The organism is Campylobacter sp. 19-13652 (genome assembly GCF_019702925.1).
Lineage (GTDB): Bacteria > Campylobacterota > Campylobacteria > Campylobacterales > Campylobacteraceae > Campylobacter_A.
Genome location: NZ_AP024713.1, coordinates 937,113 through 958,632, shown reverse-complemented (window position 1 = coordinate 958,632; position 21,520 = coordinate 937,113). Strand labels below are relative to the sequence as shown.

Sequence of the window (21,520 nt, the reverse complement as noted above, 5' to 3'; positions counted from 1 at the left end):
ATACTAAAATTTACCTAATTTTTGCTAATATCTAAAGTAAAAAAGGGTGAAATTTGAAATTTGAAATCTCTCACACAGACGGTAAGGCAAGGGCTGGAGTCATCACGACAGCGCATAGCCAGATAAAAACTCCAGTATTTATGCCAGTTGGCACAGTTGGGGCGGTAAAATCCCTAGACGCTACCGATATGAGCGAGTTACTAGACGCAAAAATCATACTAGCAAACACCTATCACATGTACCTACGCCCTGGTAGTGCGCTCGTGAGAGATATGGGCGGACTGCATGGTTTTAGCAGATATGGGCGAAGTTTTTTAACAGATAGTGGCGGATTTCAGGCGTTTTCGCTTAGCAAAATAAGCAAGCCTGATGAGGGCGGTATACATTTTCGCTCACACATAGATGGTAGCGCGCATTATTTTACTCCGCAAAGCGTGCTAAATACGCAGTATGAGTTAAATAGCGATATAATGATGGTGCTTGATGATCTAATCGCCCTACCAAAAGACCCTAAAAATCTCTCTCAAAAAGAGGCAATAAAGCTAAAAAAGCGCATAGAGCTAAGCCTAAAACGCACCATAAAATGGGCTGGAGATAGCATAGCACACCACACAAAAATGCGTGATATTTTTTCAAATTTAAACCCAAATAGCCCAAGCAAAGCTGAGATTCAAATTTTAAAAGCAAACTTTAAAGATTTTAGCACCAAAACAGCTAGTGCAATGCTAAAAAACGGCTCTGTGATAAATCAAAATATCTTTGGCATAGTCCAAGGAGGGACTGATTATGCTGCTAGAAAGGAGTGTGCGCAGGCTCTGTCTGCTATGAGCTTTGATGGGCTTGCTATGGGCGGGCTTAGCGTAGGAGAGGAAAATCAGGCGATGTATGATACGGTTGAGGGCGTTGAGCCATATCTAGATACTGCGCGCCCACGCTATCTCATGGGGGTTGGTACGCCCGAGGATTTGGTTGAAAATGTCGAGCGTGGCGTGGATATGTTTGACTGCGTTATGCCAACTCGCAATGCAAGAAACGGTACGCTATTTACCAGCTTTGGTAAAATAAATATAAAAGCCGCTAGATTTAGCACAGACCCTGAGCCAATTGATTCAGAGTGTGGCTGCTACACCTGCCAGCGATACAGTAGGGCGTATTTAAGCCACCTTTATAGAGCCAGGGAGCTTACGTTTTTTAGGCTTGCAAGCTTGCATAACCTGCACTATTATTTAAATTTAATGGCGCAAATAAGAGAGGCTATCATAAACTCAAGATTTAGCGAATTTAAGAGGGAGTTTTATGCAAAAAGAGGCTAAGCACCTAAGAAGCGGCTATTTTTACGATGGTGAGCATAGCTACCTTTATCTAATCAGTAAGGAAAAGCACCTAGGGGTACATAAATTTATCTTTCGTGATAGCAAAATATACGAAGGCGAAACAGACAATGATGGCGAGATTGAAGTAAGCCAAAAAAGGGTCGTTGAAGTGGTGCGAAACTTTATTCAAGACTATCATCAAAGGGTGCTAAAATACGCCACCACGCTCGATAAATATGAAAAAATTTATACCCACAGAAAAGATTATACTAAGTTTATGCAAAAGCACTCTGTACTAAAATACGAACTTCGCCGATTTCAAAGCAGGATTTCAAGTATTTATGACGCTTTAATGGCCTGTATAACAGATCAGCCAAATCTCAAAAAAGAGCTAAAAAGCTACGCCTCTGAGGCTGCTATTTACAAAGCCGCCGCAGCCGAATACGCCTCTAGGATAGATGACATATACCAGTATATCCAGAGCATAAAAAATGACAAAATAAACGCAAATATCTATCTGCTTACCGTGCTTTCGGCGATATTTTTACCATTAAATTTAATCACTGGCTTTTTTGGCATGAATACCACTGGGCTTTATCTAGGCGAGTTAAAAAACGGCACAAATATCGTAAGCGCGCTCATTTTAGGGGTGGTTGTGTTATTTGTGCTTTCGTGGAAATATTACGATAAAAAGAGCAAAAGTTAGAGTGTATTTATAAATTTATCTTAGAATTTTGTGGTTAATTTTTAATCCCAGAGGGCTTTGGCTAGTTGTATCTTGTGGATTTAGTTCCTATTAAATTTGCCACAGTATGAGGTAAGTCTGCAGGATTTAGGGTAATGATTGCTAGCTGGGTTTGCGTAAAATCTTGAGATAAAAATTTTAAAATTAGCTCTTTTAAACATTTTTCAAAGGTATTCTGCTTAGCTTTACTACGTTCGTTTTTGTTTATGGTATGCACAGCAGAGTTGTCATCATTAATGTTTTTGCTAAATCTTTTGCGCCAAAATCATATGAAGTGCTGACATTACAAAATAATGTCGGTAATGTAAAAAGCCGCTTATGAGATTAGTGACGGCATGGCTTAAAATTTTATAATTAAAAACAACATTATTCTTTAAAAAAGCTTTAAAATTAAACGTTAACCATTAAAGAAGTATCAGCAAGCAGTCATTGCTTTAAGCGGCTTTGCATTATAGTATGGCATGGCAAGCAAAGCCAAAGTCCACTGAAATTTAGCCCTCCTGTGCCATGCCAGCCTCGACTAAAAAGCAGCTTGGCTGATAGCTTGTGTTTTTTATCTTATCCTGTCTAGCATAGCTAAGATAAAGCTCGTCCTTTGCTCTAGTTACGGCAACGTAAAAAAGCCGCCGCTCCTCTTCTAAGTTTCCACCTTGCGCCATTAGCTTAAAATTTGGAAAGCGCCCCTGAGCCAAATCGACTACAAAGACCTTGCCAAACTCAAGACCCTTGCTAGCATGCACGCTTAGTAGATTGACCCCCTCGCCCTCGCTTAGCTCGCTAGCGCCTAGCGTCATGAAGTTAAAAAAGCTCTCAACGTCCCTGTATTTTTGAGCTATTTCTGATAGTAGTGTGGCCTTGGCATAAATTTTATCATACGCTTGCGCACGACGCTCTAAATCTATATTTCCATTTTTTAAAGTCGCCCTTTTATCGGCTAACGCACCAGCTATCGCGCTAAAAAGCTTGCTATTTTTTACAGCATCTATGCCAGATTTTGCGCTTAACGGACGTGGGCTGGCTAAAAAGGCATAAATTTCATTTAAAAACTTAGCTGAATGCTCATTTATGCGCCCTAGGCTTAGGATAGGATTTTTCTTAAATTTATCATCTATACTAAGCGTTTCAAACCTGTTAGCTGGAGCAAAGTCATCAAGATGGTCAAAAAGCCCTAGCTCGTAATTATGCCTTTTATTTTTGGCTATATTTACGCTTGTATCAGGCGATAAAAAGCCCTTTACAAGGCTGCCATGCCCTAGCTTAAGCGCTGCTTCAAATATCTCCTTTGCAAGGGCTGAGCCAACACCTTTTGCGTACTCACAAATGTGAATAAACGCCATTATGTCCTTTGGGTTTACGATTAGGCTTAAAATATCTGTTATTGCCTTTACTTCACGGCTTTCAAAAAAGCTCATGCTGCCTTTGCGACGTGCGCTTATACCACGTTCTTTAAGCGCAATTTCAAGTCCATCTGCGCTTGAATTATTGCGAAAAATTATAGCAATATCACTGTGGGCATAGGCTGAGAGGGCTATCATGTCGGCTATGGCGGCGTACTGGTCGATTAGCTCATTATACACCAAAAGTCGTGGGGGTTTAAAGCTACCTTCGCGATTTACGATGAGCTTTTTTTCATAAAGGCGAGGGTTGTTTGAGATAACTTTATTTGCTAGGGCTAAAATGCTTGCGCTACTTCGATAATTTATATTTAGTGCATAAATTTTTGCGTCCTCATAGCGTGTACTAAATGAGCCTATGATGTCGATATTTGCGCCATTAAATGCGTATATACTCTGATCAAAATCCCCAACACAAAAAAGGCTTTTTGTCTGTATTGCATCAATTAATGAACCTTGCAGGGTGTTTGTGTCTTGATACTCATCGACTAAGACTTCATCAAAACTTACCTCACCATTTTTTAGATGTTCACGTGCTTTTAAGAGCAAATCGTTAAAATCGACATACCCAAAGTTTTCCTTTTCCCTTTCAAACTCAGCTAAAACGTCCTCGTAGATATCAGCAAATATAGCATGCTCGTCATTTTTGGCGCTTAGCCAGCTACTAAAACTATCATTTGCACCGCCATTTTGATAAAGGCTATAAAGCTCGTATAAATATGCTCCACTATATGGCTTTGTGTCGCTTAGGTGGTGGAATTTGCGTTGTTCTATCACGCTTTTTAGCAGGGTTTTTAGCTCACTTGGCTGCTTTAAGGCTACCTTTGTGCCTAGGCTTTGCAGGAGCTTATAACTAACAGAGTGAAATGTCCCAGCTGTAATGGCTGAAGTAATGCGCTTAGGAAAGCTTCGCTCAAGGCGCTCTATCATCTCTGTGGCGGCTTTGTTTGTAAAGGTAAGTAGCAGTATGCGCTCTGGCTTTATGCCATTATTTAGCAAATTTGCAATGCGCGCTACTATGGTGCTAGTTTTGCCAGTTCCTGCGCTTGCTATGACTAGGCTATGCCCTGCTGGGGCGGTTGCGGCTGCGTATTGCTCGGGGTTTAGCTTGCTAAGTGGCATCATACTCCTTTAAAATTAAAAGGCGAAATTATAGCAGTTGCTAGCTTTATTTTAGCTCATCTTTTTCGTAAAATTTTCTAAGCCATCTATCCGCGCGAAAAACAGCGCCAAACATCGCAGGCACTATCAAAAGTGTAAGCGCAGTTGAGCTAATAAGACCTGATATTACAGTAATTGCCATCGGAGAGTTGCCTTCATATCCTGCGCCGTGACTAAGCGCGAGTGGAAGCATGGCAAAAATCATCGCCATTGTAGTCATTAAAATCGCCCTTAGCCTGCTTTTGCCAGCAGCTATGATGGCTTTGTTTATATCCATGCCGCTACGAGCAAATTTATTTGCAAAATCAACTACGAGTATGGCATTTTTACCCACCATGCCAAAGAGCAAAATAGCAGCCACCATGACAAAAAGACTGAATGAATTCCCACTTAAAAATAGCCCCACAGCCACCCCTCCAAAAGCTAGCGGCATAGACATCATTACGACTATTGGCAGTAAAAAACTCTCATAAAGTGCAGCCAAAATCATATAAACAAGCACAACGCTAAGCAAGACGGTAAAGACAAAGGCTTTGTTTGTGTCATTCATGAGCTCAACAAAGCCCGTAAATCGGTAGCTATACCCAACTGGCAGTATCTGGGGCAGGATTTTATCCACCTCGCTTTGGACTACACCTAGGGGTATGGAGTTTACATTTGAGGTGTATTTTAGCTCCCTTTGCTTATTAAAGCGTGATATGCTTGTGCTAGATAGCTCCACACTAAAGCTAGCCACGTCGCCTAGGCTTAGACGCATACCAGATGGGATGTAAAGCTGAAGCTGAGCTAGGTCTTTAAGCTGGGATTTAAATTCATCCCCAAAACGCATGGTAATATCAAGCTCGCTTTTATCGCTATCCATAGTGCCTACTACTTGCGTGCTAAAAGCTGCTTGTATAGCACTTGATACTTCATACTCGCTAAGCCCCATATGCTTTAGCGCCTCTTTATCCAAAGAGATTTTTACCTGTGCGCTTTTGTCATCATTGCTGCTTGTTATATCGACCACTCCATTAATACCAGCTAGCATCGCCCTAATTTTGGGTGAAAGATCATCAAGTACCTTTAAGCTATCTCCAGTAATTACAAGCTGCACTGGCTCAGTCATATCAGAACTATCCACCACAGGCAACGGCACGACTGATATTTGAGCGTCTTTAATCTTTAGCTTTTGCCTGTACTCATCTTGTATTTGGTTTTGGCGTTTTTTACGCTTTGAAAGTGGGAGTAGCTTTAGATAAATTTTTGCCTTATACGCCTCGTGAGCGTCATCATAGCCTATTAGAGTGTATGAGTAATCCACTCTGCTATCTTGTCTGATAAACTCCTGTGCTGGCTTAAGCTCATCTTTCATAGCCTCAAGCGAAATGGATGGCTTTGCTTTTACAAATATTATAAACTCACTATTATCCTCAGCTGGCATAAAGTCATTTCCCACTCTAAGCGCTAAGCTCATACACAAAAATAACGCACCGAGGCTTATAAAAATAAACGTGAGTTTAAATTTTAAAATAGTAGCCAGTAAAGAAGCATAAGCCTCCTCAATGCGCTCAAAAATAGCTTCCGTACGCAGATAAAATGGGCTTTTTGGAGGGTTAAAAAACCTAGCAGCAAGGCTAGGCACTAGCATCACACAAACCAAAAACGACACCACAACTCCGCCAGCCACACTCATGGCAAATGAGTTAAAATACCGTCCAACTATGCCGTCCATAAAGGCTATCGGCACAAAAACACAAAGAAGCACAGCCGAGACTGCTAACACGCTAAAGGCTATCTCTCGTACGCCACTAAAGCTCGCTTTTAGCGCATTTTGTTCGGTTTTTAGCTTGTTTGAAATATGCTCAATCACAACTATGGCATCATCGACAAAAATCCCTATGCTAAGCGTAAGCGCAACCAAAGTCAGGCGGTTTATATCAAAGCCTAAAACATCTATGATAAAAAATGTAGAGATTATGCTAGCTGGTATGGCAAGGGCGGAGATAAAGGTTGCAGAAAATGAGCGCAAAAAGACAAATACAATGATAATAGTGAGAAAAATTCCAAGTACCATGTCAAATATTACCTGATTTAGGTGCTTTTTAATTAGTTCGCTTTTATCATAAGCAACGCTACTACTAAAATCATCTCCTAAAAGCGCATTAAACTCATCAAGCTTTGATTTTATATTTTCTATCGTCTTTAGGCTGTTTCCGCCGCGCACCTTAATAATCTCAAGCAGCACCCCATCATACCCATCCATAATAGCCAAAGACTGCTCATCAGCTGTATCAAGCCTAACGTCTGCAATATCTGATAAAAACAGCCCTGGCATAATGCGAATTTTACCCAGCTCGTCTATGTTTTTAGCATCAAATTCAGATTTTAAAGACATTAGCGTACTGCTGCTTTTTATATCGCCTAGGGGGATTTTTAAATTTTGTGATTTTATAATTGAGGCGATTTTATCAGCGCTTAGGCTAAGCTCGTCTAAGCGTTTTGGATTTAGATATATCCTAGCCTCAGGCTGCGAAAATCCCACGCTCTTTACGCGCCCTACTCCGTCTATTTTTTGCAGATAATCCTTAGCAAAGGAATCGATTTTTTGCATTAAGGCTAGCTTGTTATTAGTATTGCTTTTTATGAAAATAGAAAATATAGGTGAGTTTGCTCCGCTTATCTTTTCGACTTCGCTATTTGCGCTAATATGCGCCTTTGCGACTTGGTCTCTGACATCATTTGCGGCGACATTTATATCTTTATCTAACGCAAACTCAACCACAACCACGCTTAAATTATCATAGCTTTTAGAATAAATTTTCTTTATTCCGTCTATTTGCGAGACTTCATCCTCTATCTTTTTACTGATTTTTGCCTCTATGTAGCCTCTGTCTCCTTTGGCGTATGTCGTGATTTTCACGATAGGAATGTCGACACTTGGAAACAGATCTACACTCATATTTTTAATAGAATAAGCCCCAAAAAGCACGAGGGCTAAAAATAGCATAAGGGTCGCAATCGGTCTATTTATGGCAAATTTATACATTATTTTATAACCAAAACTCCCTCGCCAAACTCTCCTACAACAAGCTCTTTGGTTAGTGCCTCTAGGTAGATTTTTTGATTTTTTGGGTTTATATTTGGTCTTATGGCTGTGATTTTGGCGGTTTTTGTTTTGCCTTTATGATTAAATTTAAACTCATCTCCTAAAGTTACATCGCTTGCGTATTTTGCGCTAACGCCTATTAAAAGCTTTACCTGCGGATATTCCTGTAGGGTAAAAAGTGGCTTTGATATAGCGCCTACGCCCTCGCCTACTTCTACCATTTTATCTACGATTATGCCGTCAAATGGTGCTTTTAGGCTTTTTTTGGATATTGCGTCTTCAAGCCTGGCTACGTTAAGCTCGGCCTGTTTTAGATTAAAGCTAGCCTCATCAAAGCTCTGTTTTGAGTTTACGCTTCTTGCGTTTTTAGCCTTTTCAAAGCTAGATTTTGCAAAGCTAAGCGCACTTTTGGCTAATTCAAGCGCTATCTCCTCGCTACTAGTATCAAGTCTAGCAAGCAAATCACCCTGGCTTACTCTATCTCCAGCCTTTACAGCAATAAATTTAACCACACCTGAAGCCTCCGTAGCAAGGCTTGCACTCTTAGCGGCAATGACGTCAAAAGTGGCAAATATCTCCTGCGATAAAAGCACGCTAAAAAGCGCCGTCCACGCTATAAAAATCCTCATCTTATTACATCCTTAATACTCTCTCCAAGCTCGTAAAAATACTCTGCCTTTTTAATCTCAAGCTCGCTTAAGGCTAGCGCATAATCGCTTTTAGCCTCATAAATCCTAGCCAAGCTTAAAAGTACATCAGAGTAACTTATAAGCCCAGCCTCATAGCGTTTGGTGCTTGAGTTATTTGCCAAAATAGCAACCTCTAATGCCTCTTTTTGCGCGTTTATTTGCGATTTTAATGAGTCTATATCGTTTTTAAGGTTTTTTAAATTTATACTATTTTTTAGCTTTTCTTGCTCTAAATCCAGCCTTGCTTGCTCGCTTAAAATACGTGCGATTTGGACTTGCTTGTTAGTTTTACCAAAGCTAAAAATATCCCAGCTAAAACCCAGCATTATCTCATTATAATGTCCTCGTTTTTTAAATATCTCATCATCATTTATAGCACCCCTATACTGCGCCATGGTAGCAGCTGGCAGGCTAAAAGCCCTGTTAAGAAGCTCGCTTTCATATTTTCTTTTGTACCAGATTAAGCCGCCTTGTAAAAAAATACTAGGCAAAAACTCAGCCTTAGCCCTATCTATCTCACTTTTTGCTGCCTCATTTTTAAGCCTTAAAGCTTCAAGCTTTGGATTTGGCGAGGAGCTTTGATAGTTTGGTTCAGCGACAGTTTGGGTAAAGCTTACATCAAATTCGCGCTGCGTCAAAATCCAAAGCTCTTTTAAAATTTCATCTTTTTTGCGATTTAAATTTAGCATTTGAGCAATGCTAAGAGCATGCTTTGCACTCACATTAGCAAGCTCATCACTGGCCGCAAGCCCCACATCATAAAGCTTTTTAAGCTTTGCGCTAAGAGAGCTTAGATAATCTATCTCGGCTGATTTTGCATTTATGATTTCATTTGTACTTTTTAGCGCAAAATATAGCTTTACAGCGTTTAAGGCAAGCTCATTTTTGGTCTGCTTATCGCTAAATGTTGCGCTATTTTTAAGGCTTTCTAAGGCGTTTAAGCTCGCCTCTTTAGCACCTCCGTCGTAGATTAAAAAGTCTATCCTAGCCTCTATTTGAGTAGCTCTTTTTGGGATTATAAGACCAGCATTTGTATGATTATGCCCGCCATGCAGGCTTAAATTTGGCATGTAAGCACTCTTTGCGCTTAAAAGGCTTAGCTCTGATTTTTCGGCATTTAGAGTGCTTATTTTAGCTATATTTGAGCTTTGAGCTAGCTCTATAATTTGAAAAAGTGATAGCTCCTGTGAAAAGCAAAGTCCACAAAATGAAAAAATAGCTAAAATTTTTCGCATCAATTAAAACTCTGCACCAAATTTGTAACCAATAAATTCCATCCATCAACTAGTACAAAAATAAGCAGTTTAAAAGGCATAGAAATCATAACAGGAGGTAACATCATCATACCCATAGCCATAAGCACAGAACTTACAACCATATCAATAACCAAAAACGGAAGATAGAGTAAAAACGCTATCTCAAACGCAGTCTTTAGCTCGCTAATCATAAAAGCACTCATTAGTACGCTAAGCGAAACGTCGTCTATGGTAGCTGGATTTTTCTCGCCTCTTATGCGTAAAAATAGCGCTATGTCTTTTTCTCTTGTATTTCTTAGCATAAAATCCTTAAATGGCTTTACCCCTAGCTCAAACGCTTGCTCGTAGCCGATTTGCTCGCTTAAATATGGCTTAATCCCAGCATCATAGCTCTGCTTTGCGACTGGCTCCATGATAAAAAACGTAAGCACCATAGCAAGCGAGATAAGCACCGTTGAGGGCGGCATTTGCTGAGTACCCATAGCCTGACGCAAGAATGAAAAAACAATTACAAGCCGCAAAAAGCTAGTCATCATAAATATTAAAGACGGAGCCAGCGTAAGCAGGGTAAGAACGAGCAGGACGTTTAATGAATTTACTAAGCTTTGTGGTGTATCTGGAGCCGAAAGAGATAAATTTATAGTAGGGATTTGTACGCTATCAGCCCCATACGCCGTGCTAGAGAGTATAAAAATAGCCGTAAAAAGCCAAAAAGTCTTATGCTTTATTGCTATTTTTATGCCGCCAAAAGCGATATTTAAAGCGCTCATATTTACTGCTGTACGCTATCTAGTACGCTTTTTTGCACTGTGTCGCGCTTGTCCATATCAAAGGATAAGAAGCGTATTTCAACACGGTTATTTTTAGCCATTCCTAAAGGCGTGGCGTTGCTAACGTATGGATCAAAGCTAGCCCTCCCAGAAGCTATTAGCATTTTTGGATCTACTCCATCTTTTATAAGCTGCTCTATCACAGCAATCGCCCTAGCCGTGCTTAGCTGCCAGTTATCACGAAACGGAGAGCTAATATCTGGGTCGTCGCTATCAGTATGTCCTATTACATCAGCGACTATACCAAGAGGCATTTGCTTTATAACAAGGGAAATGCGCTTTAAAAAAAGTTTTGCATCATCGCCATTTATTTGTGCTTGTCCTTTTTCAAAAAGTAGCTGAGCTGGTAAACGTATGACAAAGCCGTCCTCGCTCTCCTCCACACTCACTTCAGGAGAGCCAGAGGCGCTTAAAAGCTCGTTTATGGCTTGGACGGCTTTTGTAATTTGAATGCGTGATTGCTGCCCTACTTTTTCTATTTTGACCTTGCTTTGGCTTTCAGTCTCTTTTTCGTTTTGCACCTCTGGGCGTGCGCCACCTTCAAGTATGCTAAGCGCTCCGGCTAGCGAGCCGACTGCGGTTTCAAATTTTTTAGCATCCATTGTGCTCATGGATAGCAAAAGTACGAAAAAGCAAAGCAAAAGCGACATCAAATCCCCAAATGCCGCTAGCCACTCTGGCATACACTTAGGACACTCTTTTGGATCGATTAATTTAGCCATTATTCAAACTGACTTTTTCTTTCTTTTGGCGGCAGATATGCCATTAGCTTGCTCTCAAGAGTACGAGGATTATCACCTGATTGAATGGCCATAATACCCTCTAAAATCACCTGCTTTTCCATCATTTCATCATCGTTTCGTATACTTAAAATGTTTGCCACAGGGCCACCTAAAATATTGCCTATCATCGCACCATAAAGCGTTGTAAGAAGTGCCACCGCCATCGCTGGACCAATGGCTGATGGATCAGCCATATTAAGTAGCATCGCAACAAGACCGATTAGTGTACCTATCATACCCATAGCTCCACTAAAGCCGCCTACTTGCTCAAAGATTTTTATATTTCCACCATGTCTAGAGCTAGTTTGCTCCATATCAATCTCTAAAAGAGAGCGTATAGCATCTGGCTCGTTGCCGTCAACTGCCATTGATAGCCCTTTTTTTAAAAATTCATTATCCTCATTATTTACATCACTTTCAAGTGCAAGTATGCCATCTCGGCGTGCTTTTGTAGAGTAGTTTACCATTTTTGTGATAGTACCTGGTATATCGACCATAGTTGGCTTAATGGCAACTCCATAAAATGTAAACATCTTTTTAAGCTGCTCCATTTTAAAGCCGACCATCAAACAGCCAGTAGTACCACCAAAAACAATCATCACAGACGGAATATCAATGTAAGGACCGATACCTACGCCTATCGCCATTGATCCAAAAAGTAAAACACATATAAGAACCCAGCCTACGACAGTTCCCAAATCCATAAATACAACCTAAATTTAAAATAAACCTCATATTTTATTTATTTTTTCTTAAAAAGCAGGTTAAAAACTCTCCATTTAAGCTATTTTTGATACAATTGCTAAAAATTTTTAGCAATTTTTAGGATTTAAAATGCAAAATTTATCTATCGTTATATTAGCTGCTGGACTTGGCACCAGAATGAAATCAACCACCCCAAAAGTACTGCAAACTCTCTGCGGCGAGCCTATGATAGTGCATATTTTAAAGCAGGCTTATAAGCTAAGCGATGATGTAACTGTGATACTTTATCATCATGCAGATGAAGTAAGGCAAGAGATTTTAAAAGCCTATCCAAATACGAAGTTTCATATTCAGGACTTGCAAAACTTCCCAGGTACGGCTGGAGCGCTTTTTGGGATAAATTTGAATAAAGAAAAGGTGTTAATTACCTGCGGAGACATGCCGCTAATTAGCGCAGAGCATTTGCAAAATCTAGCAGATGATAGTGCTGAAGTTACTATGGCTGCATTTTACGCAGATGACCCTAGCGGATATGGCAGAGTGATATGCGATAGCGAAAATAATGTAAAAGCAATAGTCGAGCAAAAAGATGCGACAGACGATGAAAAAAGGATAAATTTGGTAAACGGAGGCTGTTATGCTTTTAAAAGTAGCGTTTTAGAGCAAATTTTACCAAAAATCACAAATCAAAATAGCCAAAAAGAGTACTATCTAACAGACGCCATAGCTATCGCTAGAGGGCTTGGTTATGGCGTTCGAGCCGTGCTTTTAAAAGAGCGGGAGCTGCTAGGCGTAAATGATAAATATCAGCTTAGCATAGCAGAGGGGCTAATGCAAGAACAAATAAAGATAAATTTGATGAAAAATGGCGTCAGAATGCGCCTACCGCATACCATATATATAGACTCAAGAGCTAAATTTGAAGGCGAGTGCGAAATAGAGGAAAATAGCAGCATAATAGGCGAATGCGTGATTAAAAATAGCGTCATTAAAAGCTCAAGCGTCGTTGAAAGCTCACTCATAGACGAAAGCCAAATAGGACCTATGGCGAGGATTCGCCCAAAAAGCATGATAAAATCTAGCCGCATAGGAAACTTTGTCGAGACCAAAGCTGCCGTGCTAAACGGCGTAAAAGCTGGGCATTTAAGCTACCTAGGAGATTGCGAAATAGACTCTGGCACAAACGTAGGCTGTGGTAGCATAACCTGTAATTACGATGGCAAAAGCAAGCACAAAACCAAAATAGGCAAAAATGTCTTTATCGGTTCAAACACAAATCTAATCGCCCCAGTTACAGTAGGCGATGATGTCCTAGTCGCCGCAGGAAGCACAATAAGCTCTGATGTAAAAAGCGGCGAATTAGCCATAGCTAGGGCAAAAGAACGGCGGATAGAGGGCGGATTTTATAAATTTTTTAAAAGTGATAACGATGCTAAAAGGTAAAAATATCCTGCTTGGAGTGTGCGGAAGTGTGGCATTTTACAAGGCTTATGAGCTGCTTTCAGAGCTTAAAAAAGAGGGTGCAAATGTAAAAATAGCGCTAAGTAATGGTGTTTTAAAATTTACTCAGCCGCTTAGCTTTGAGGCGGTGAGCGATTTTGCCGTGCTTTATGAGGGTGGAGAGGATTGGCAGGCTGGGATAAACCACATAGCATACTCAAAAGTCGACCTAGTCATACTAGCCCCAGCTAGCGCAAACACCATAAACTCCCTAGCTCACGGCGTGGCAAATACCTTGCTGCTACAAACCCTCCTAGCAAGTACCGCACCACTTCTTATAGCCCCAGCTGCAAATGATAAAATGCTAAGCCATTTTGCCACAAAAACCTCATTTGAAATTCTAAAACAAAATGGCGCGACTATCGTGCCCCCAGTGCGTAAAATGCTGGCTTGTAAGGATGTGGGCGAGGGCGCACTAGCCCCTACTTGGGCGATAATTTATCATGCAAAAAGGCTGCTTAGTGAGAATAAATTTAAAGGCAAAAAGATAATAATCACAGGTGGGGCGACAACTGAAGCAATCGATGATGTAAGGGCGATAACTAACCACTCAAGCGGAAAAATGGCGCGCGCTTTAGCTGATGCGTTTTACTATGCAGGAGCGGAGGTAAGCCTGCTTGCTAGCTTCGAGGCTAATGATGTGCCTTATAAGGTAGATAAATTTAAAAGCTCAGCCGAGCTTTTAAGCCTTGTAAAAGAGCAGGCAAATGATGCGGCGGCTTTAGTGATGTGTGCTGCAGTTAGCGATTATATCGTGCAAAATCCAGTTAAAGGAAAGATTAAAAAAGATAAAAATAATCTAAGCCTAAATCTAACACCAAATGACGATATATTAGAGCAGGTATGCGATTTTGCATGCAAAAAGATAGGCTTTAAACTAGAAGTTGACACTAAAACAGCCGAGGAAAACGCTAAAAATATGCTAGTAAAAAAGGGGCTTGATGCGGTTTGTTTAAATGTATTAGGCAGCGAAAACGGCTTTGGAAGTGAGGAAAATGAGATTAAGTTTATCACTAAATCAAGCGTGTTAAATTTAGGTAAAAATAGCAAAAAAGAGCTAGCTAAAAGCATAGCAGAACTTACAAGCGAGCTTTTATGCTAGGCGCACTATCAAAGATAAAAGACCTAGCTTCAAGCCCACAAAATAGCGCAATATCAATGAGTATAAATGCCTCCTTGCCGCTTAGCTTTAATGTACTTAGAAAAACGGGCTTTAATAAATATGAGCTAAGACTTGGGCGAAAAAGCCTACTCACAAAAAGTGCAAAACCCCTAGAAATAGGCGCACATTACTGGGGTGAGGCAAGTGGTATTAAAGATAGCATAATCATAAAAAATATGCTTAAAAAGCCACTCATTACCCCAGTGGCTGAGGCTGGAATAGAGCTAGCTGAGGGGCTAGTACAAAATGGAGCGCCATGGTTTTTAAAAGCCGTGCAAGAGGGGCTAATAAAGGCTAAAAATGTGAGTGAATTTGGCGTGTACTCTAAGATGCTTTTAGCCCTTAGCGAGGGCGTGGCTAGTATCGGATTTGTAAGAAACGATAGGCTTGGGCTTTTGCAACTATCAAAACATGAGCTGTATGTAATATTTGATGAGCTTGGACCCGTTAAATTTAAACTACAACACGAATTAATGGCGCATTCACCGTTTTTTAGCGTGGTTAGCTTACTAAAGCAAAATGGCGTAAACGCAGCCCAAAGCGAGAGCGTAAGACCGCTTTGGCAGCCAAAAAATGGGCTAATGGATGGTGTGGCGTGAATGAATTAAGACATCTTGGCATCATAATGGACGGTAATGGCAGGTGGGCAAAATCACGCGCCCTATCCCGCTCAAAAGGACACGAAGCTGGCGCAAACAAGGTACAAATGCTATGCGAATACTGCCTAAATAACGCCGTACCTAAGCTTAGTCTTTTTGCCTTTAGTACCGAAAATTGGCAACGCCCAAAGGCTGAAGTAAATTTTTTACTTGGATTGCTTGGAGATTTTTTAAAATCACAAAAACAAAACTTTATAAACGAGAGAATTAAATTTAAAGCCATTGGAGATTTAGAAGTATTTAGCAATGACATAAAAGATCAAATTTTTAGCCTGCAAGAAGCCACAAAAGAATTTGATAGATTAAACTTTAACCTAGCCATAAACTACGGCGGAAAAGACGAGATAATCAGGGCTTTTAAGAAAATCATGCAAAATTTTACACAAAATAATACACAAATTACCGAGCTTTTATCCGCCATAACAGAAAAAAGCATACAAGAAAACCTAGACGAAAGTAGCGACATAGACCTGCTAATACGCACAGGAGGCGAGCATAGGGTGTCAAATTTCATGCTTTGGCAGGCGAGTTACGCTGAGCTTATGTTTACCCCTACCCTATTTCCTGATTTTAGCCAAAGCGAGCTAGAGCAGATAGTGATGACATACAAAAAAAAACATAGGCGCTTTGGTGGACTTTGATGGCTTTGGTTTTAGCCATTTGTGCGCTGTTTGGTGCTGCTTTTGGGAGTTTTGGCTATGCGCTTGGCAGTAGATTTTTAAAATTTAAAAGGCTTAATAGGGCTATTTTGCTCTCGCAAAGTCGCTGTGATAACTGCCGTAAAAATCTTAACCTAGCAGAGCTTGTGCCTATATTTTCATACCTCATTTTACGTACAAAATGCAGAAAATGCAAAGCAAAAATAGCCTTTAATTGCTTTTTGTTTGAGATTTTAGGGGCGATTTTTGCCACATTTTGCTTTTTAAACCTTATTAAAAGTCACGCACCAAACGTAGCTATTTTTATGTTAATTATGCTCTTAGCAATTAGTGCGCTTTTGTTAGCCTTATCTTTAATAGATGCTAAGCTTTTGGCTGTCCCTAGTGGATTGCTTTACGTTTGCGTGGGGCTTTTAGCTATTTTTGGAGCGATTTGGCGAGGTGTTTGCGAAAGCATTATCTCAGGCTTAGTGGTCGTGGCTTTATTTTTTATTATTAGCTTTGTACTTAGCGTGATTAAAAAGCGCGCCGTATCAGGCAGTGCTGATTCGTGGCTTATATTTGGCATAGCTGCAGCACTTGGAGAATTTGGCGCTATTGTCGCTGTTTACATAGCGGCACTTTTGGGGCTAGTTTTTATAATTGCGTTTAAAAGCACAAAAATAGCCTTTATCCCCTTTTTATCGATTGGATTTTGCCTTAGTCTACTTTTTGGCGAAGTTATAAAATCAGCATTTTTTTAAAGCTTTTTTTGTATAATCTGCTTTTAAATTTAAAAAACAGGAAAAGCATGAGTAGGGTTAGTAAGTATATATTTTCAAATTTTTTAAGCACGTTTTCATCTTTGTTTTTTACCCTATTTTTAATAATTTCCATTATATTTTTTATACAAATTTCAAGACTTACTGCATACATTGAGGTTAGTTTTTTTGAACTTAGCAAACTTTATCTTTTTATGCTGCCGCGTATATTACTTTTTTGCGTGCCGATTGCCTATTTTGTCGCCCTTACAATGTCGCTTTTTAGACTAAGTAAAGAAAATGAGACCACAGTCCTTTTTACCCTAGGATACTCACCAAAACTGCTGGCTAGGTTTTTTTTGCTGCTTTCAAGCGCGATTTCTGCGGTGCTTTTGGTTGTTGCTTTGGTGCTTATTCCAACGGCAAGTGAGCTAAATACAAACTTCATAGATTATAAAAAAAATGTAGCTAAGCTAAATTTAAAGCCATCGGAGTTTGGGCAGAAATTCTCAGACTGGATGGTCTTTATAAGCTCTCAAAGTAAAGATGGCAACACCGATACGTACAATGATATTACTATGTATAATGGCGCTGATTTGCTAATTGCGGCAAAAAAAGCGAGGATAATAAACGAGGGCGGAACTGCGCTTTTGCAGCTTGAAAATGGAGAGCTTTACAGATTTTCTGATGAGATTATTACGACAAATTTTAAGCAGCTAAATATCCGAAGCGAGCTTGGAAATACGACGCTTGAAGGGGTAAATATCACAAAATATTGGGCAAAGGTAACAACAAGCCAAAAACGCAGAAGCGACTTAAGCACATACACTCTCATAGCACTATTTCCACTAGCTAGCACTCTTTTTGGTATAAGCCTTGGTGTTATAACGCAAAGATATGAGCGCGGAATGGTCTATGTGGGTGTGTTTGGGGTGTTATTTACTTATTTTGCACTTATAATGAGCCTAGGAAATCGCCCGCAAATAGCCATACCAGCGACATTTATGCTATTTATAATAGCTGGAAGCGTAATGTTTAAAAAGAGAATTTTAAAGCGTTACTGATGAAAGTTGCCCTCACTTTCAGCTATGATGGCTCAAGATTTCTAGGCTCGCAAAGCCAGCCGCACGGTAATAGCGTCGAGGATGCGCTAAAAAGTGCGCTAGCTTGCGTTGGGATATTTGACGCGCCTATTATGAGCTCTCGTACGGATAAGGGCGTGCATGCGCTTAGACAGTGCGCTAGTGTGAGGGTGGGTGAGTATTGGATAGGAAGGACTAATGTGCTTTTAGAGCAAATTCAAAGGCACCTGCCTAGTAGTATAAGGCTTAGTAAAATAATGGTGGTAGATGACGGATTTCACGCTAGATATGACGCAACCGCTAGGACATATCGCTACATCATCAGCCATGCCGACAAAGAGCCATTTAGTGCGCAGTATTACACCTATTTGCCGCCATTTGATGTATTAAGAGCAGATAGAATTTTAAGCGAATTTAAAGGTACGAAAGACTTTAACGCCTTTATGAAAGTAGGAAGTGATACAAAATCAAGCATTAGGACAATAACGCTAGCTAGGTGCTACAAAGTGGGTGATAAAAGCGTGATAGTGCTTAGAGCAAATGGCTTTTTGCGCTCTCAAGTAAGGCTCATAGTAGCAGCCGTACTAAAAGCTCTAACCCTTAAAAACGGGGCTGATTTGCAAGCTATAAAAGACCAGCTAAACGGCATTAAAGTGCTAACTAGAATGCCAGCCCCAGCCCAAGGACTATATCTATCTAGGGTGCATTACTTTTAAGATCGCAAAAACAGTAACAAAAAGTTACAAAAATAAAACAAAAAAGTGTTATATTAATAAGCCTTTTAACTTTAAATTTGTAAAATTAGACTTCAAAAAGTACTAAGGTTACAATTTGCAACGAACTATATTTGCAACTATGGTTGCGTTTTCTTTACTAAGTGTCGGAATATTTTACAATAACGCAGATGATTATTACAAAAAGGCTAATAAATTATACACAAATGGCGATAAGGTAAAATCTATAAAATTTTTTACAAAAAGCTGCAACGGCAACTACGCCCTAGCATGCACTAGGCTTGCAAATATATACGAAATGGGCAACATAGTAACAAAAGATTATGAAAAAGCGATGCAACTATATGACAAAGGTTGCAAACAAGGGGATGCCAGGGGTTGCTGGTATCTAGCTAGCATGTACGAGAGCGGTCGAGGCGCAAAAGTCGACATAGAAAAAGCCTTAAATTTATATAACAAAGCCTGTAAAAACAACATAAGCATAGCCTGTGATGACATAAAAGAGCTACAAAAACTAAATAAAAATGTAAAAGCAAGTGTAGGTAGATGAATTTGACTTTTTACGCAAATTATCAGTGGTCTACATATTTGTTTTAGCCATTTAGCAATGGCTACGATAATTAGCTTTTAAATTATAAATTTAAACCGCAACACTACTAATTCGTGCCAGTTTTTGGTATTACTAACACCATAAAGTAATTTTGTCGCGATTTTAGAGGCTAATTTTATCAAAAATTTGAGAAACGTTGGTAGCAAACGAGTGGGTTTACATTTGAATTTTCAAAGTAATACTTGTTTAAAAAGTCCATAAATCTTATCTCAATTAAGTTTTATATCCAAGAGTGTAAAAACTTGCGCTTAAGGCTGATTGTGCTTTGATTTTGTATAAAATAGCTAAGACGCACCTTAAGAAAAATAATTTTAGTTAATCTTAAGAGTTTTTGTGATTTTTTGGAAAATCAAAAAATGCAAGCTTTGTGTGCTGCGTATCCAAAAAGCCATTTTCAAACTCAATACAGCATATTCCGCACGTTGGCATGGCGTCTATTATAGAGTGGCTTATGACCTCGCTAGCTTCTGTAATGGCTGGATTATGCCCTATGATAAAGACCTCATTTAGCTCGCTATTTAGCCCTAAAACCAGACTTATAATATCATTTGCACTAGCTTGATAAAGCCCGTCTAGAACCTCGATCTTACCTTTAAATTTTAAAATATCACAAAAGCGTTTGGCTGTTTGAATGCACCTTTTTGCAACGCTTGTATAAACCGCATCAGGCACTATGTCTAGACTTAAAAGCGAGGCGGCCATTATTTTAATGTCCTCTTTTCCTCTTGCGTTTAACTCGCGCTCAAAATCATCAATCTTTTCGGTTTTTTCCGCCTTTGCATGGCGTATTAGATAGATTTTTTTCAAATTTGTCCTTGTGATAGATTTTTTATTTTTTCTAACTCATCTTGGCTAAAGCCAGCGGCAAGCCGTGCTGCTTCATTTATCTCTCTGGAGCTTAAAAAGGCCTTTGGGTAGTGATTTTGCACGATATTTATATACTCACCAGGCTTTACTCCAGCCTTAGCGCAGGCAAATTTATACCAAAAGTCACCCTTTTTTACATGGCTTATCTCCTCAGCCAGTATGACCTCTAAAGCCTGCAAAATATCCTGCGCCGCGCCCTCTTTTCTTAGCCTATCTATGGCATGAGCGTTTGCATCAAGCCCATTTGCCTCCATATACCTAGGCAGTACGGCCATGCGCTCTAGCAGGCTATGAGATGTCTTTTGCAAAGCCACAAAAAGCCCGTCATGCACGCTAAAATCGCCATATTTTATACCCCTTTTTTGTAAAAGTGCATTTAGGATATTAAAATGCCTTATCTCATCATCTGCTACCTCAAGCCAATCCTCATAATACTGTCTAGGCAACCCCCTAAAACGGTAGCAAGCATCAAGAGCAATATCTACAGCACTATACTCAATATGAGCCACAGAGTGCAAAAACATAGCCTCTTTTTCGCTTTTATCGCGCGGTTTTTGCTTTTTTTGATAAAGGCTTTGGGTGTTTAAAAAGCCAAAGTAGCTTGGATTTTTAAGCTCGTTTGGGCTATCAGGAGAGCTAAAGTCTGTTTTATCGCTGGATAAAAACCTCTCATAAAGCGTGCTAAATTTATCAAACTTTACTTTAATATTACCCTCACTAAGCGCCTCCCAAATAGCCCCATAAAACTCGCTCATCTAGCCACCTTTGCAAATATATACCCAGCCACAAAGCCGCCTATATGCGAGTACCACGCTACGCTTTCACCAGCCAACAGCGGCAAAAAGCTCATGATTAAAATCGCTACTATTAGCTCTTTTCTCTGGCTAGGTAGGGCTGATGCGACAAAGCCTAAAAGCGCACTTATAGCTCCGCTTGCGCCAATTACATTAATAAATTCCAAATTTCTCATACCCAAATAAACCCAAAAAGCCGACACAATCCCAGAGCCTAATATCCCCACAAAATAAAGAAAAATATAGCGCCAAGCCCCTATGGCACGCTCTAAGTCACCACCAAATCCATAAAGTATAGCCATATTCATAGCGATATGTAAAAATCCACCATGCAAAAACGCTGAAGTAAAAATTTGAAAATAAAGCCCATCAAAAAATAGATGATTTAACCCAAATGTAATAGTAAGTCCTCTACTCGTAAATAAAAATATTAAAAAATTTATTGCTATTATAATGTAAGTAATTTTTGCCTTTTTTTCTAGCATTATAACCCTGTGTGTAAAATTTTAATCTTTATTTTATCCAGTCATCGTTAAAATTTAAATAAAATTAACTTAAATTAAAATTTTGTTTATAAATTAATATTAATTTTAAGTTTTATAGGGTAGAATAATGAAAATTGTTTAATTTTGTATACAATTTGCTAATCTTAAATTAATATTTTTTAATAAAAACAATATTTAAGTAGCATTTTTATATAAATGTTAATTTTGGTAACACATAAGACTAAATTTAACAGTTTTTATTAAC

20 protein-coding genes are annotated in these 21,520 nt (G+C 39.5%); 10 read left to right on the top strand and 10 right to left on the bottom strand.

The window, feature by feature from the left end:
• Positions 1-53 precede the first annotated feature (53 nt).
• Positions 54-1,313: a tRNA guanosine transglycosylase gene (locus LBC_RS04680; RefSeq protein ID WP_221253026.1), complete on the top strand. Its 1,260-nt coding sequence runs from the start codon at positions 54-56 to the stop codon at positions 1,311-1,313.
• The gene (locus LBC_RS04675) at positions 1,297-2,019 is read left to right on the top strand and encodes a CorA family divalent cation transporter (RefSeq protein WP_221253024.1); all 723 of its coding nucleotides are present in this window, start codon (positions 1,297-1,299) and stop codon (positions 2,017-2,019) included. Before LBC_RS04680 ends, LBC_RS04675 begins: the two co-directional genes overlap by 17 nt.
• Before the next feature lie 530 nt (positions 2,020-2,549).
• On the opposite strand, the gene LBC_RS04670 is transcribed toward LBC_RS04675, so the two are convergent.
• The 7 genes from LBC_RS04670 to LBC_RS04640 are packed head-to-tail and all read right to left on the bottom strand — an operon-like array spanning position 2,550 to position 11,962.
• Positions 2,550-4,574 (bottom strand): ATP-dependent helicase, encoded by a 2,025-nt coding sequence (locus LBC_RS04670; protein ID WP_221254958.1) that lies wholly within the window; start codon positions 4,572-4,574, stop codon positions 2,550-2,552.
• A gap of 46 nt (positions 4,575-4,620) precedes the next feature.
• Positions 4,621-7,641: an efflux RND transporter permease subunit gene (locus tag LBC_RS04665; protein WP_221253022.1), complete on the bottom strand. Its 3,021-nt coding sequence runs from the start codon at positions 7,639-7,641 to the stop codon at positions 4,621-4,623.
• Positions 7,641-8,330, bottom strand: a complete 690-nt coding sequence (locus LBC_RS04660) for an efflux RND transporter periplasmic adaptor subunit (protein WP_221253020.1) — start codon at positions 8,328-8,330, stop codon at positions 7,641-7,643. Before LBC_RS04660 ends, LBC_RS04665 begins: the two co-directional genes overlap by 1 nt.
• On the bottom strand, positions 8,327-9,625 hold the full coding sequence (locus LBC_RS04655) for a TolC family protein (RefSeq protein ID WP_221253018.1): 1,299 nt from the start codon (positions 9,623-9,625) through the stop codon (positions 8,327-8,329). The genes LBC_RS04660 and LBC_RS04655 overlap by 4 nt, the downstream gene beginning before the upstream one ends.
• Positions 9,625-10,374 (bottom strand): flagellar type III secretion system pore protein FliP, encoded by a 750-nt coding sequence (fliP, locus tag LBC_RS04650; protein ID WP_260173459.1) that lies wholly within the window; start codon positions 10,372-10,374, stop codon positions 9,625-9,627. The genes LBC_RS04655 and fliP overlap by 1 nt, the downstream gene beginning before the upstream one ends.
• A 44-nt stretch (positions 10,375-10,418) precedes the next feature.
• The gene (locus tag LBC_RS04645; protein WP_221253010.1) at positions 10,419-11,198 is read right to left on the bottom strand and encodes a flagellar motor protein MotB; all 780 of its coding nucleotides are present in this window, start codon (positions 11,196-11,198) and stop codon (positions 10,419-10,421) included.
• Positions 11,198-11,962 carry a motility protein A gene (locus LBC_RS04640; RefSeq protein ID WP_221253008.1) on the bottom strand — a complete coding sequence of 255 codons (765 nt, stop codon included), beginning with the start codon at positions 11,960-11,962 and terminating at the stop codon, positions 11,198-11,200. Before LBC_RS04640 ends, LBC_RS04645 begins: the two co-directional genes overlap by 1 nt.
• A 130-nt stretch (positions 11,963-12,092) precedes the next feature.
• Between LBC_RS04640 and glmU the strand changes: the two genes are divergently transcribed.
• The 8 genes from glmU (at position 12,093) to LBC_RS04600 (ending at position 19,049) form a co-directional block, all read left to right on the top strand.
• Positions 12,093-13,406, top strand: a complete 1,314-nt coding sequence (gene glmU / locus LBC_RS04635; protein ID WP_221253005.1) for a bifunctional UDP-N-acetylglucosamine diphosphorylase/glucosamine-1-phosphate N-acetyltransferase GlmU — start codon at positions 12,093-12,095, stop codon at positions 13,404-13,406.
• Positions 13,393-14,565 carry a bifunctional phosphopantothenoylcysteine decarboxylase/phosphopantothenate--cysteine ligase CoaBC gene (coaBC, locus tag LBC_RS04630; RefSeq protein WP_221253003.1) on the top strand — a complete coding sequence of 391 codons (1,173 nt, stop codon included), beginning with the start codon at positions 13,393-13,395 and terminating at the stop codon, positions 14,563-14,565. Before glmU ends, coaBC begins: the two co-directional genes overlap by 14 nt.
• Entirely contained in the window at positions 14,559-15,224 is a 666-nt protein-coding gene (locus LBC_RS04625; protein WP_221253000.1) for a hypothetical protein, read from the top strand. Before coaBC ends, LBC_RS04625 begins: the two co-directional genes overlap by 7 nt.
• Positions 15,221-15,925, top strand: coding sequence for a polyprenyl diphosphate synthase (gene uppS, locus LBC_RS04620; RefSeq protein ID WP_221252999.1), 705 nt, complete (start codon positions 15,221-15,223; stop codon positions 15,923-15,925). Before LBC_RS04625 ends, uppS begins: the two co-directional genes overlap by 4 nt.
• Positions 15,925-16,686, top strand: a complete 762-nt coding sequence (locus LBC_RS04615) for an A24 family peptidase (RefSeq protein ID WP_221252997.1) — start codon at positions 15,925-15,927, stop codon at positions 16,684-16,686. Before uppS ends, LBC_RS04615 begins: the two co-directional genes overlap by 1 nt.
• 47 nt (positions 16,687-16,733) lie before the next feature.
• Positions 16,734-17,747, top strand: coding sequence for an LptF/LptG family permease (locus LBC_RS04610; protein WP_221252995.1), 1,014 nt, complete (start codon positions 16,734-16,736; stop codon positions 17,745-17,747).
• Complete coding sequence (gene truA, locus LBC_RS04605; RefSeq protein WP_221252993.1) at positions 17,747-18,481, top strand: tRNA pseudouridine(38-40) synthase TruA; 735 nt, start codon at positions 17,747-17,749, stop codon at positions 18,479-18,481. Before LBC_RS04610 ends, truA begins: the two co-directional genes overlap by 1 nt.
• Before the next feature lie 115 nt (positions 18,482-18,596).
• The gene (locus tag LBC_RS04600; RefSeq protein ID WP_221252991.1) at positions 18,597-19,049 is read left to right on the top strand and encodes a tetratricopeptide repeat protein; all 453 of its coding nucleotides are present in this window, start codon (positions 18,597-18,599) and stop codon (positions 19,047-19,049) included.
• 381 nt (positions 19,050-19,430) lie between these two features.
• Here LBC_RS04600 and LBC_RS04595 read toward each other — a convergent pair whose 3' ends face one another.
• From LBC_RS04595 to LBC_RS04585, 3 genes are read right to left on the bottom strand one after another with little or no spacing between them, the layout of a single operon-like run.
• Positions 19,431-19,916 (bottom strand): histidine phosphatase family protein, encoded by a 486-nt coding sequence (locus tag LBC_RS04595; RefSeq protein WP_221252990.1) that lies wholly within the window; start codon positions 19,914-19,916, stop codon positions 19,431-19,433.
• The gene (locus tag LBC_RS04590; RefSeq protein WP_221252988.1) at positions 19,913-20,731 is read right to left on the bottom strand and encodes a ferritin-like domain-containing protein; all 819 of its coding nucleotides are present in this window, start codon (positions 20,729-20,731) and stop codon (positions 19,913-19,915) included. The genes LBC_RS04595 and LBC_RS04590 overlap by 4 nt, the downstream gene beginning before the upstream one ends.
• Complete coding sequence (locus LBC_RS04585) at positions 20,728-21,255, bottom strand: rhomboid family intramembrane serine protease (RefSeq protein ID WP_221252986.1); 528 nt, start codon at positions 21,253-21,255, stop codon at positions 20,728-20,730. Before LBC_RS04585 ends, LBC_RS04590 begins: the two co-directional genes overlap by 4 nt.
• Between the last annotated feature and the right edge of the window lie 265 nt (positions 21,256-21,520).

Bases quoted from the DNA above. Each gene is read 5' to 3' on its own strand.
- LBC_RS04640 (WP_221253008.1), bottom strand. From the start codon at position 11,962: ATGGATTTGGGAACTGTCGTAGGCTGGGTTCTTATATGTGTTTTACTT.
- LBC_RS04585 (WP_221252986.1), bottom strand. From the start codon at position 21,255: ATGCTAGAAAAAAAGGCAAAAATTACTTACATTATAATAGCAATAAAT.
- truA (WP_221252993.1), top strand. From the start codon at position 17,747: ATGAAAGTTGCCCTCACTTTCAGCTATGATGGCTCAAGATTTCTAGGC.
- glmU (WP_221253005.1), top strand. From the start codon at position 12,093: ATGCAAAATTTATCTATCGTTATATTAGCTGCTGGACTTGGCACCAGA.
- coaBC (WP_221253003.1), top strand. From the start codon at position 13,393: ATGCTAAAAGGTAAAAATATCCTGCTTGGAGTGTGCGGAAGTGTGGCA.
- LBC_RS04665 (WP_221253022.1), bottom strand. From the start codon at position 7,641: ATGTATAAATTTGCCATAAATAGACCGATTGCGACCCTTATGCTATTT.
- LBC_RS04670 (WP_221254958.1), bottom strand. From the start codon at position 4,574: ATGCCACTTAGCAAGCTAAACCCCGAGCAATACGCAGCCGCAACCGCC.
- LBC_RS04660 (WP_221253020.1), bottom strand. From the start codon at position 8,330: ATGAGGATTTTTATAGCGTGGACGGCGCTTTTTAGCGTGCTTTTATCG.
- LBC_RS04625 (WP_221253000.1), top strand. From the start codon at position 14,559: ATGCTAGGCGCACTATCAAAGATAAAAGACCTAGCTTCAAGCCCACAA.
- LBC_RS04675 (WP_221253024.1), top strand. From the start codon at position 1,297: ATGCAAAAAGAGGCTAAGCACCTAAGAAGCGGCTATTTTTACGATGGT.
- LBC_RS04615 (WP_221252997.1), top strand. From the start codon at position 15,925: ATGGCTTTGGTTTTAGCCATTTGTGCGCTGTTTGGTGCTGCTTTTGGG.
- LBC_RS04610 (WP_221252995.1), top strand. From the start codon at position 16,734: ATGAGTAGGGTTAGTAAGTATATATTTTCAAATTTTTTAAGCACGTTT.
- LBC_RS04645 (WP_221253010.1), bottom strand. From the start codon at position 11,198: ATGGCTAAATTAATCGATCCAAAAGAGTGTCCTAAGTGTATGCCAGAG.
- LBC_RS04655 (WP_221253018.1), bottom strand. From the start codon at position 9,625: ATGCGAAAAATTTTAGCTATTTTTTCATTTTGTGGACTTTGCTTTTCA.
- LBC_RS04590 (WP_221252988.1), bottom strand. From the start codon at position 20,731: ATGAGCGAGTTTTATGGGGCTATTTGGGAGGCGCTTAGTGAGGGTAAT.